The organism is Thiobacillus sp. (genome assembly GCF_030696885.1).
Taxonomy (GTDB): domain Bacteria; phylum Pseudomonadota; class Gammaproteobacteria; order Burkholderiales; family Thiobacillaceae; genus Thiobacillus.
In genome coordinates, this window is sequence record NZ_JAUYRI010000002.1 from 1 (window position 1) to 11,703 (window position 11,703).

Consider the following 11,703-nt stretch of genomic DNA (forward strand, 5'->3'; position numbering starts at 1 on the left):
GCGGTTTTCGGGTTGTCTGGCAAGGCGCGATGAGGCGCATGGCCGCTCCCTGCAACGAAGAGCAACGCGGCCAGGCGACCCGAAAATCGTGCAATCGGGTGCGTAGCGTTCTCACCCGCCAGGTGAAGGCGCACGTGGCTCCGATACTCAATATCCAAGCGGCGCTCCCAGCGCTGGTAAGCGGTCAACTGCGGTTTTTAGGTTTAAAGCAGTCTGCCCAGCACGAATCCGATCACGATGCCGATGATGACTGCAATGGTGAGGCCGCGGTAGGTCAGCACATCCTTCGAGTAACCGCGCCGGATGGCAATGTAGGCGACCAGGTAGCCCACCGCGTTGAGCAGCCAGATGAAGCCGATCGAGAGCACTTTGACGATGATCGGGCCTACCACCGGCACCAGCGCGATGAAACCCAGCAGCCAGGCAAAGGCATTGGAGAGCAGGCCCACGGCCACCACACTGCCGGCGATCACGCTGCGGTCGACGTTGAAATAGAGGCCCAGCCACACCAGTCCGCCGATGACGCACCACACCGGCAGCATCACTTTCCAGTTGCGCCACCAGGGCGCGCGGGGCGACAAATCGACCTCGAACTTGTCCGGTTCAATCATGCTTCAGATCCCCGTGCCCGCGCGCCCATGGTTTCACCCACGCCGCACTTCAATCACGTTTTGCACATGCTGCAGGCGCGCCAGCAGCCGTGACAACTGCTGCAGCTCGCGCACCCGCACGCTGAGCTGCATGTGCGCAACCTCGCCGCGCGTCTCGGTATTGACCCGCAGCACGTCGAGCTTGTCCTTGGCAATGACGTCCGAGATGTCACGCAGCAGGCCCTGGCGGTCGAAGGCCTTGAGGAGAATGTCCACCTCGAAGGCAGCGCCTGCATCGAGCACCCATTCGGCCGGCATCATGCGCGCAGGATTCGCGCGCCGGAGGCTGGCGCAATCGGCACGGTGCACGGTAAGCCCGCGGCCCACAGTGGTGTAGGCCACAAGGGCATCCGGCGGCTGGGGCTTGCAACAGCGGGCCAGCGTCAGCGGCACATCACCCAGCCCCGGGATCACGATGGGGTTGCCGGACCTGGGCCGCGCACGCGGCTTGGCGGTCGGCACCAGCGCCGCGACGGCCTTGCCCGATTCCTGCAGCGCGTTGACCAGATCGCGCTGGCCGACATCGCCGCGGCCGAGCGCGGCAAGAAACTCGTCGACCTTGCCGAACTTGAGCCGCTGCGCGAGCTTTTCCTGGTTCGCATCCACCACGCCCAGACGCTTGAGCTCCTTGTCCAGCAGGGTGCGGCCAAGGCCGACCTGCTCGCCGACATCGCGCTGACGAAACCAGGCGCGCACCTTGGAGCGCGCGCGATGCGTCGCCAGATAACCGAGCGCCGGGTTGAGCCAGTCACGACTCGGTGCACCTTCCTTGACAGTGATCACCTCGACGCGCTGGCCATTGTCGAGCGGGGTGTTCAGCGGCACCATCGCACCGTCGACCTTGGCACCACGGCAGCGGTGGCCCAGATCGGTATGCAGCGTGTAGGCGAAGTCCACCGGCGTGGCGCCGCGGTCGAGCGCCACCACCCGTCCCTGTGGGGTCAGCACGTAGACCTGGTCGTGAAACAGCTCGGTCTTGAATTGCTCGGAAAACTCGCTGCTGTCGGCGACGTCGTCCTTCCATTCCAGGATGCGCCTGAGCCACGCAATTTTTTCCTCGTACTGCGCGTCCTGCTTGCCACCTTCCTTGTAACGCCAGTGCGCCGCGACGCCGAGCTCGGCCTGGTGGTGCATGTCGAAGGTGCGGATCTGCACTTCCAGCGCGCGGTCCTCCGGCCCGATCACCGCGGTGTGCAGCGACCGGTAGTCGTTGCTCTTCGGCTGCGAAATGTAATCGTCGAACTCGCCCGGGATCGGCTGCCACAGGTTGTGCACCAGACCCAGCACGGTATAGCAGTCGATCTCGTGCTTCACCAGCACGCGCACCGCGCGGATGTCGTACAACTGCTCGAAACTCAATCGCTTGCGCCGCATCTTGTTGACGATGCTGGCGATATGCTTCGGGCGGCCCGTGACTTCGGCCTCGATGCCGTGCAGCGCAAGCTCGGCTTCGAGGCGCTCGATAATGCCCTTGATGTAGCCCTCGCGGTCGGCACGTTTTTCGTCGAGCTGGCCGGCAATTTTTTTGTAGGTATCGGATTCCAGATAGCGGAACGCCCAGTCCTCCATCTCCCACTTGATCTGCCACACGCCAAGCCGGTTGGCCAGCGGCGAAAACAGCTCGCGGGCCTGGTGGCCGAGCGCATCGCGGGTGGCATCGTCCTGGGTGGCGGCGCAACGCAGCGCATGCGTGCGCTCGGCCAGCTTCACCAGCACCACACGGATGTCCTCGACCATCGCCAGCACCATCTGGCGCAGCGCCTCGAGCTGGGCATGCGGATCAAGGCGCTTGTCGGTGGCGCTGACCGCCAGTGCCTCGATGCGCGCCATCGCGTCGACACCGCGCGCGAGCCGAGCCGCGATGCCAAAGCGCGCATCGAAATCGGGGGTGCCAACCAGGCAGTCATGCAGCAAGGCGGCGGCGACCGCATCCGCGCCCACCCGCAGCTCGGCCACGATCAGCGCGGTACCAACGCTGTGCGCGAATGCAGGGCTCGCGCCCAATTGCTGATGGGCATATTCCAGCGCGCGCCAGGGCAGATCGTTTTCCGCCACCGGCAGCACGCGCGCCAGTGCCTGCCGGGCGCTCTCCGGATCGGTCGCGTCAAAACAGCGGGGCTTCGAGGTTTCGGGCATGCTTGCACTCAATCGGCCAGCCAGTAGCGGCGGCGCGTAGGTCTATATTGTGAGGCCTCGACGCCGGCTTCGCCAAAATCGAGGCGGATCAGCCCGCTCGCGTCACTGCGCAGCATGCGCGCATCGATGTCGCGAAAGCGCGCCACCACCTCCGGATGCGGATGACCATAACGGTTGCGGTAGCCCTGGGTGAAGACGACCCATTCGGGCCGCGTCGCCGCGACGAATTCCGCAATCGACGAGGTGCGGCTGCCATGGTGCCCGGCAAGCAAAACGCTTACCGGCGCCAGTTGACCGGATTCGACCAGCTCGAGTTCCGTCTGCCGTTCGCCGTCGCCCGTCAGCAGCAGGCTGTGGCGCGCATTGCGGATGCGCAGTACGCAACTGGCGTCGTTGTTGCGGCGCCGGGTGTCCGCATAGGCCGTCGGCCTGGGATTGAGAATTTCGAACTCGACGCCATCCCAGCGCCAGCGCTGGCCGCGCACGCATCGCCGGACGAATGCAATGCCTTCAAGCAATGGGCTGTTCGCAGGCATGCCGTGCAGCAGCCATGCGGTGGGCACATCGCGCAGGACCGAGCGCATGCCACCGCTGTGGTCGTTGTCGTCATGCGAAACAATCAGTCCGGACAAGGCGCCCACGCCGGTGGCGCGCAGATGAGGCACGACGATGCGCTCGCCCGAATCACTGTCGGCAAAGGATGCGCCGGTGTCGTACAGCAGAGCGTGGTTCGCAGTCCGGATCAGGACCGCCGTGCCTTGCCCGACGTCGATCACTTCGGCGCGAAAATGCGCCGGGGCAATGGCATCGCGCAGCGGAAACAGCACAGGCAGCCACAGTATCAGCCCCAGCATGCGCAAGGGAAAGCCGCGCGGCAGCAGCAGCCATACCGTGCCAATCAGTGCCAGCGCCGTCGCCCATGCAGGTGAGGCCGGCAGCGTCGTAACCGCCAGCGGCAGGCGGGCAGCCCACGCCAGCCCTTCGCCCAGCCCGGTCATCAGCCACGCTGCCACATTCCACAGCGGCGGGACCAGCACCCCCAGCAGCGCCAGCGGCGTGATCAGCCAGCTCACCAGCGGAATCGCCACCGCATTGGCCAACGGCGAGATCAGCGAGACCTGCTGAAACAGCAGGAACAGCACCGGTGCCAGCGTCAGCGTGACGGCCCCCTGCACCGTGACCCAACCGCGCAGTTTGGCGGGCAAGGCCACCCGCCCCACGGTCACCCAGAGGATCGCTGCCATGGCGCCGAACGACAGCCAGAAACCGGCCGACAGAACGGCCCAGGGGTCGATCAGCAACACGACGAAGAGCGCCACCACCAGTGCGGTAAACGGCCGCGGCTCGCGCCGGCCCCAAAACGCCAGCGCCACCACGATCAGCATGAACAGTGTGCGCTGCGCCGGCACCTGAAAGCCGGCCAGCAGCGCATAAGCGATCGCCGCCAGCACGGCCACAATCAGGCCGGCCTGGCGCGCGGGCAGGCGCTCCGCCTGACGCGGCAGACGTCGCCACAGGCTCGCCATCAGCCAGCCGGCGAGCGCAGCGATCATGGTGACGTGCAGCCCGGAAATGGAAAGCAGATGATTGACGCCGGTGCGGGTGAAGGCGCGCCACTGATCGTGCGGGATGCTGCGCTGGTCGCCCACCACCAGCGCGGCGATCACGCCCGCGTACGGCGCATCACCGAGCGTAGCGAAAATGCGCGCGCGGACCGTCGCACGCACTGCGGCAATCCAGGCGTCAGGTGTGTGTGACTGCGCTGCGAGGCGCTGCGGCGCAGGCGTTTCGCGCACGTAGCCGCTAGCGTTGATACGGCGTTCCAGCATCCAGGCTTCGAGATCGAAGCCATGCGGGTTGCTGGTGCCGTAGGGCCGTTTCATTCGCACCGTCAGCTGCCAGCGTTCGCCGGCCCGCATGCGTGCGTCGAATCCGGCAGCATCGCGCGGCCAGTAGCGGGTCAGCTGCACCCGTTGCAAGTGTGGCGCATTGGAAGTAAGGGTCTGTTCGACGTCGAACACGAAGCGTTCGCCCCGCGCATTGGCATGCGGCAGGTCGGTGATCACGCCGATCAGCTCGATATCCACGCCCTGCCAGTGCACCGGCAGGCGTTCGGCCAGCCGCGCATCCGCCCGCCATGCGGCCCACCCAAAGCCGAGCGCCACACACAGCAGCATGATGCCCAGGCGACGGGCGTTTTCGACAAGGGGATGAGAAAAAACTGGCAGCCAAAGCACCGACAGCAGCAGGGGCAGCCCCCACAGCCAGCGCATCGGTGGCAGCACCGCCTGCTGCTGCAACAGCCACACCCCGAGACAGAATGCGATGAGGGCAAACCGCATCGCGTCGTGGCCTCAGGCCGGCTGCAGACTTCCGTCGACCAGCCGCATCTGCCGGTCCATGCGTGTTGCCAGTTCGACGTCGTGGGTGACGACGACCAGACTGGTTTGGTGCTTGCGGTTGAGCTCGCGCATCAGGTCGAACACCGCGTCGGCAGTATGCCGGTCGAGGTTGCCGGTGGGCTCGTCGGCCAGGATGCACGCCGGCTGCGTGACCAGCGCACGGGCGATGGCAACGCGCTGGCGCTCGCCGCCGGAGAGTTCGCCGGGGCGGTGTTCAAGGCGATGGCCGAGGCCGACTTCCTCGAGTATCGTCGCGGCGCGCGCCAGCGCATCGCCACGCGCCATGCGGCGGATGAGGAAGGGCATGGCGGCGTTTTCCTGCGCGGTAAATTCGGGCAGCAAGTGGTGGAACTGGTAGACGAAGCCAAGCGCGCGGTTGCGCAGGTCGCTGCGCTCGGCTTCGGAAATCGCGAAGGGGTCACGTCCCATCAGGCTGATTTTTCCCGAAGTCGGCGTGTCGAGCCCGCCCAGCAGATGCAGCAGCGTGCTCTTGCCCGATCCCGACGCACCGACGATGGCGAGCGACTCGCCGGCCCGGATGTCGAGGTCGACGCTGCCAAGCACCGGCACATCGGTCTTTCCCTGGCGAAACACCTTGCCCAGCCCGCTGCAGCTCAGCACGATGTGGCCCCCCATCCCTGAATCCTGGCCCCTGAACCCTGACCCCTGCTCACTCATAGCGCAGCGCCTCCGCCGGGTTGATGCGCGACGCGCGCCAGCTCGGATACAGCGTGGCGAGGAGGCTGATGAGCAGTGAAATGCCACTGATCAGGCCCACCTCGCTCCAGTCGAGTTTCGACGGCAGCTCGTTGATGTAATACACGTCGGCCGGGAACAGGTCCATGCCGGCCATGCGCTCGATGATCGGCACGACAGTTTCGAGATTGAGTGCCAGCACCACGCCGCTCGCCACGCCGAGCAGAGTGCCGAACACGCCGATGAAGCTGCCCTGCACCATGAAGATTTTCATGATCGATCCCGGCTGCGCGCCGAGGGTACGCAGGATGGCGATGTCGGACTGCTTGTCGGTCACCGCCATCACCAGCGTGGAGACGATGTTGAATGCGGCGACGGCGACGATCAGCAGCAGGATCAGAAACATCATGCGTTTCTCGATTGCCACCGCGCGAAAAAAGTTGGCGTGGCTTTTGGTCCAGTCGGTCAGGTAATAATCACCCAGCAGGCTCTGCGCGAGGTCGCGCGTCACGATGGGAGCGCGAAACAGTTCGACCAGCTTCAGTCGCACGCCTGTCACGTCCTCGCCCAGCCGCAGCAGCTTCTGCGCGTCCTGCAGGTGGATCAGCGCCAGGCCGGAGTCGTACTCGAACATGCCGGCCTCGAAAATCCCGGTCACCGTGAACTGCTTGACGCGCGGCATCACCCCGGCCGGCGTGATGTTGCCCTGCGGTGTCAGCAGCACCACCTTGTCGCCGGGGTAGACGCCGAGCACGCGCGCGAGGTCGGCACCGAGGACAATGCCGAACTCGCCTGATTTGAGATCTGCCAGTTTTCCCGACTTCATGTACTGTTCGAAGTCGGCCACCTGTTTTTCCATCTCCGGCAGCACGCCGCGGATGATCGCGCCGCGCACCATGTCGCCGTTGGCCAGCATGCCCTGCGCATTGACATAGGGTGCGCCGGACATCACGTCCTTGTTCTGCCGTGCCTGCGCCAGCACCCCGCGCCAGTCGGGCAGACGCTCTGCCGGTCCGCTGATTTCCAGATGCGCCGCCACGCCGAGAATCCTCGCACGCAGCTCTTCCTGAAAACCATTCATCACCGACAGCACGACGATCAGCGCCATGACCCCGAGCGCGATCCCCGCCATGGAGACGATGGAAATGAAGGAGATGAAATGGTTGCGGCGCTTGGCGTGGGTATAGCGCAGGCCGATTAGAAGTTCAAAGGGTAGCAAAACAGGACTCGCAGTCAGAATCTCCCGAGTATGCCACAGCTGTCCTACTCGCCGAGCAGGTGCAGCACCACGCTGCGCGTCTGGGTGTCACGCCGGTGCTCGAAGACGTAAATACCCTGCCAGGTGCCGAGCATGGGCGTGCCGTCGGCTACCGGGATCGCCAGATGAGTTTGCGTCAGTGCCGCGCGCACGTGCGCCGGCATGTCGTCTGGGCCTTCCAGCGTGTGTTCGTAGATCGGGTCGCCCTCCGGCACCAGCCGCGACAGGAAGCGTTCGAGGTCGGTCTGCACTGTCGGATCGTAGTTTTCTTGGATCAGCAGGCTGGCTGAGGTGTGGCGGATATAGAGCGTGAGCAGGCCCTGCCGGATGCCGCTCGCCTGCACCCAGTCGCGCACCTGCGGGGTGAAGGCGTACAGGCCCTTGCCGCGGGTAGGAACGCTGATTTGATGGAAAGCCTGGCGCATGGCCGTCATTCTAGCGAATCGTCTTGCTACACTCGGCACATGCTGCTCCTGGTCCCCCATCTGTTCCCGAGCGCGCGCCTGTTGGAAGCGGCCGCACAGGATCTGCATCTGCCTGCGCTGCAGTCGCTGCTGGCACGCGGCAGCCGCCAGTCCTGCCCGGCCGCAGGCGTGGAAGCCGCTGTGTGCGAAGCCTTGGGCATTGCACGCCAGCAGGACTGGCCCTTGGCGCCGATCACGCTGGCCGCCGATGGCGGCGTAGCCAGCGACGCCTACTGGCTGCGTGCCGACCCGGTGCACCTGAAGGTGATGCGCGACCGCATCGTGCTGGCCGACAGCAGCGCACTTGATCTGACGCGCGACGAAGCCGACGCCCTGGCCAAGACCATCGGCGACCATTTTGGCGCCGCCCTGAATCCCCGGCCCCTGCATCCGCAGCGCTGGTATGTGCGCTATCCCGAGGGGCCGCAGCTGAACACCACGCCGCTGTCGCTCGCGGTGGGCTGCGACATCGATCCCTTGCTGCCGCAAGGTCCCGACGCCATGCGGTTTCGGGCCGAATTGAATGAACTGCAGATGCTGCTGCACGAACACCCGGTGAATCAGGCGCGTGAAGCGCGCGGTGCACTGCCGGTGAATTCGCTGTGGCCATGGGGCGGCGGCCGCCTGCCCGTGGCCTGTACCACGCCGGTTCCGCTATATGCAGACAATGTGGAAGCGCTGGCCCTGGGGGGCTTCTGCAACGCACGCGTGCAAGCGCTACCTGCGCATCCCGACACGCAGGCCTTTGCAGCGGATGGGATCATGCTGCTGGATGCGTTGACGCGTGCCGGCCAGGTCGGCGACGCCTACGGCTGGCGCGAAGCCCTGCGCGAACTGGAGCAGGGCTGGTTTGTGCCGCTAAGGGGTGCGTTGCGCAGGCTCGGCCCGCAGGGCCTGCGCCTGCTTGACCCGATCAGCGGACACGCCCTGCATCTGCACCCGCACGACGCCTGGAAATTCTGGCGCCGCTCGCGCAGCTTGATTTCACAGCTGACATGAACGCCCAGGCTCAGACAGGCGTCGCCCACAGGTCATGTTCGTCGGCGTCCTCGACGCGCACCTTGAGGCGCGTCCCCGGCTTCAGGTCGAACACCCCTTCGAGGTAGACCACGCCGTCGATTTCTGGCGCATCGGCATGGCTGCGCGCCAGCGTGCCGACTTCGTCTTCCTCGTCGACGATGACCTCGATTTCTCGGCCGATCTTGGCATCGAGCCGGGCCGCCGAGATTTCCGCCTGGACTTCCATGAAGCGTTCCAGCCGCTCTTCCTTCAGTTCTTCCGGAACCGCATCTGGCAAGGCGTTAGCCGCCGCGCCTTCGACCGGCGAATACTTGAAGCAGCCGACGCGGTCGAGCTGCGCCTCCTTCAGGAAGGCCAGCAACTCCTCGAACTCGGCCTCGGTTTCACCCGGGAAACCGACAATGAATGTCGAGCGCAACGTCAGATCGGGCACCGCGGCGCGCCAGGACTGGATCCGATCGAGCGTCTTCTCGACCGCGCCAGGCCGTTTCATCAGCTTGAGAATACGCGGGCTGGCGTGCTGGAATGGAATATCCAGGTAAGGCAGGATGATGCCGTCGGCCATCAGCGGAATCACGTCGTCGACGCTAGGGTACGGATAGACATAGTGCAAGCGCACCCAGGCCCCGAGGCTGCCCAGCGCACCGGCCAGCTCGGTCATGCGGGTTTTCACCGGACGGCCGTTCCAGAAGCCCGGACGGTATTTCACGTCCACCCCGTAAGCACTGGTGTCCTGCGACACCACCAGCAATTCCTGAACGCCGGCACCGACCAGGGCCTCCGCCTCGCGCATCACCTCGCCGATCGGGCGGCTCACCAGATCGCCGCGCATCGACGGGATGATGCAGAAGGTGCAGCGGTGATTGCAGCCCTCGGAAATTTTCAGATAAGCGTAATGACGCGGCGTAAGTTTGATGCCGCCGGGCGGAATCAGGTCCTCGAAGGGATCGTGCGGCTTCGGCAGTGCCATGTGCACCGCTTCCATCACCTCGTCCAGTGCGTGCGGGCCGGACACCGCCAGCACCTTGGGATGCGCCTCGCGCACCACGTCGCCTTTGGCGCCGAGGCAGCCGGTGACGATCACCCTGCCATTTTCCGCCAGCGCTTCGCCGATTGCCTCGAGCGATTCCTGTACCGCCGCGTCAATGAAGCCGCAGGTGTTGACCACTACCACGTCGGCATTGTCATAACTGCCGACGATGCCATAGCCCTCGGCGCGCAGCTGCGTGAGAATGCGCTCGGAATCGACCGTCGCCTTCGGACAGCCGAGCGAGACAAATCCGACAGTCGGTGTGCGGGCGGGGTGTGCTTTGGTTACCATGACGTTCAATCCTGAGGGGGCTTCTGATGTATATCGTAGCGATTGGCTGGGCCTACGTGATCCTGATGATGGCGATTACCGCCAGCAGCATCGGCAAGGCGCTGGCCATCCTGTTTTTCCTGGGCGTGCTGCCGATCGGGCTGTTTATCTATGTAGCTGACGGACCGCGCCGGCGGCGACGTTCAATGTCCGTGGCCGACGAGATAGCCGACCAGCACGACGCTGCCGATTCCCAGTCCGATCAACGCTAGCTGCTGCAGCGTGGAGGCGATTTCCGCGCGCTTGTGCAGGCCAGGCAGCAGATCCGAAAGCGCCACGTACAACATGCTCGCAGCCGCAAGGCCCAGCAGTACCGGCGTCCAACCCTCCAGCATCGACAGCGCGAAATAGCCCAGCAACGCACCGACCATCGTCGCCACCCCGGTCAGTAAATTAACCAGCAGTGCCTTGGTCCGGCTGTAGCCCGAGTGCAGCAGGATCAGAAAATCCCCGATTTCCTGCGGGATTTCATGAGCGATGATCGCAAGCGAGGTCACCACTCCCAAGCGAAAATCGACCAGAAAGGCACCAGCAATGATGATGCCGTCGACAAAGTTATGGAACGTGTCGCCCACCGTGATCATCAACGCGGAACGGCCATGGTCATGGCCATGGTTGTGACTATGGCCGCCGTGCGCCTCGCATACCTCGTCGTGACAGTGTCGCCACAACACCAGCTTCTCCAGCAGGAAGAACAGCAGAATGCCGCCCAGCAGCGCTTTCGCAACGTCACCCACGCCACCCAGTTCCACCGCTTCCGGCAACACCTCCAGCAGGGATGCCCCAAGCAGTGCGCCGATTGCGTAGCTGACCAGTATCGGAACCCAGTGCGGCCGCGCCGACAATGCCACGACCGCAGCCAGCAGCAGGCTCAGCAAACTGCCTGCGGCAGTCGCTATCAAAATGATGGCCAGGGTAGACATGTAGGTTCGGAGACAGCACGGAAAGGGGGTGATTATACCGGGCTGTGCATTCAGGCCGATATGCGTTCCTGCAGAGCCTGACCAGCGGAACACAATTCAGGCATTTGAGTCTGCAGCTTGATGAACACTGCAGGGAATTCAACCGTCATGTCCCGTGACCGGAACGGTCACGGGACACTTTTTAGCGAACTAACGCCTCCCTCTGGGAAGCGCCAGGCTCACTTTTTCGCTTTCTCAGGGCCTACCGACAATTCCTCTTTCAGCTTTTCGATGCTGGCCTTGCCGAAGCCTTTCACGTTGTCCAGTTCATCCACGCTCTTGAAGCTGCCGTTGGACTCACGGTACTCAATGATTGCCTTGGCTTTTGCCGGGCCCAACCCCCTGACCCCCTCAAGCTCGGACTGCGTGGCCGTATTGATATTCACTGCCGCAAATACCGGAAATGCCAGCAAGGCCAGCAAGGCCAGCACACCCTTAATCAGCTTTTTCATACTTCCTCCTTTGAAGTTTGAGAATTGTGAGCCCATGCCCACATGTGCAACATAACTTCGGGGAAGAAATCCCTCCCTACAACTTTAGTCGTAGGTACCACCTAGGCCTTTGATTATATTGCGATAGATTTTCGTACTAGGCACAAGTCTGGTCGTATCAGGCAATAAAAAACCCCCTCTTTGTGTGAGGGGGTTTTGGTGTACCTGTTTGGGTACGTATAAGGAGTCTGACGATGACCTACTTTCACAGGCGCAGTGCCTACTATCATTGGCGCGGGAGCGTTTCACCGTCCTGTTCGGGAT

Annotated in this window: 11 protein-coding genes; 2 read left to right on the top strand and 9 right to left on the bottom strand. The window is 64.0% G+C overall.

The features are described from left to right. Positions 1-203: 203 nt before the first annotated feature. Genes Q8R61_RS00070 through Q8R61_RS00095 form a run of 6 tightly spaced genes read right to left on the bottom strand, consistent with a single transcriptional unit; the run spans position 204 to position 7,567 of the window. Entirely contained in the window at positions 204-611 is a 408-nt protein-coding gene (locus Q8R61_RS00070; protein WP_305533271.1) for a hypothetical protein, read from the bottom strand. Positions 612-644: 33 nt separating this feature from the next. Further along, a complete protein-coding gene (locus Q8R61_RS00075) occupies positions 645-2,786 on the bottom strand; it encodes a bifunctional (p)ppGpp synthetase/guanosine-3',5'-bis(diphosphate) 3'-pyrophosphohydrolase (protein ID WP_305533272.1) in 2,142 nt (713 codons plus the stop codon). Between the two features lie 8 nt (positions 2,787-2,794). Next, complete coding sequence (locus Q8R61_RS00080; RefSeq protein WP_305533273.1) at positions 2,795-5,128, bottom strand: DNA internalization-related competence protein ComEC/Rec2; 2,334 nt, start codon at positions 5,126-5,128, stop codon at positions 2,795-2,797. Positions 5,129-5,140: 12 nt separating this feature from the next. Continuing rightward, a complete protein-coding gene (gene lolD, locus Q8R61_RS00085) occupies positions 5,141-5,824 on the bottom strand; it encodes a lipoprotein-releasing ABC transporter ATP-binding protein LolD (RefSeq protein WP_305533274.1) in 684 nt (227 codons plus the stop codon). A 34-nt stretch (positions 5,825-5,858) separates the two neighbouring features. After that, positions 5,859-7,103 carry a lipoprotein-releasing ABC transporter permease subunit gene (locus Q8R61_RS00090; protein WP_305533275.1) on the bottom strand — a complete coding sequence of 415 codons (1,245 nt, stop codon included), beginning with the start codon at positions 7,101-7,103 and terminating at the stop codon, positions 5,859-5,861. 44 nt (positions 7,104-7,147) lie between these two features. Continuing rightward, entirely contained in the window at positions 7,148-7,567 is a 420-nt protein-coding gene (locus tag Q8R61_RS00095) for a secondary thiamine-phosphate synthase enzyme YjbQ (RefSeq protein WP_305533281.1), read from the bottom strand. A gap of 39 nt (positions 7,568-7,606) precedes the next feature. Here Q8R61_RS00095 and Q8R61_RS00100 point away from each other — a divergent pair, with 39 nt between their 5' ends. Beyond that, the gene (locus tag Q8R61_RS00100; protein WP_305533276.1) at positions 7,607-8,605 is read left to right on the top strand and encodes a hypothetical protein; all 999 of its coding nucleotides are present in this window, start codon (positions 7,607-7,609) and stop codon (positions 8,603-8,605) included. 10 nt (positions 8,606-8,615) lie between these two features. Here Q8R61_RS00100 and rimO read toward each other — a convergent pair whose 3' ends face one another. Then, positions 8,616-9,947 (bottom strand): 30S ribosomal protein S12 methylthiotransferase RimO, encoded by a 1,332-nt coding sequence (rimO, locus tag Q8R61_RS00105; protein ID WP_305533277.1) that lies wholly within the window; start codon positions 9,945-9,947, stop codon positions 8,616-8,618. Positions 9,948-9,973: 26 nt separating this feature from the next. On the opposite strand from rimO, the gene Q8R61_RS00110 reads away from it, so the two are divergent. Continuing rightward, positions 9,974-10,198 (top strand): hypothetical protein, encoded by a 225-nt coding sequence (locus Q8R61_RS00110; protein WP_305533278.1) that lies wholly within the window; start codon positions 9,974-9,976, stop codon positions 10,196-10,198. Here Q8R61_RS00110 and Q8R61_RS00115 read toward each other — a convergent pair. Both Q8R61_RS00115 and Q8R61_RS00120 read right to left on the bottom strand, forming a co-directional pair. Beyond that, positions 10,130-10,909 carry a ZIP family metal transporter gene (locus tag Q8R61_RS00115; RefSeq protein WP_305533279.1) on the bottom strand — a complete coding sequence of 260 codons (780 nt, stop codon included), beginning with the start codon at positions 10,907-10,909 and terminating at the stop codon, positions 10,130-10,132. The two genes, Q8R61_RS00110 and Q8R61_RS00115, sit on opposite strands and share 69 nt — an antisense overlap. A 218-nt stretch (positions 10,910-11,127) precedes the next feature. Next, on the bottom strand, positions 11,128-11,400 hold the full coding sequence (locus tag Q8R61_RS00120; RefSeq protein WP_305533280.1) for a helix-hairpin-helix domain-containing protein: 273 nt from the start codon (positions 11,398-11,400) through the stop codon (positions 11,128-11,130). Between the last annotated feature and the right edge of the window lie 303 nt (positions 11,401-11,703).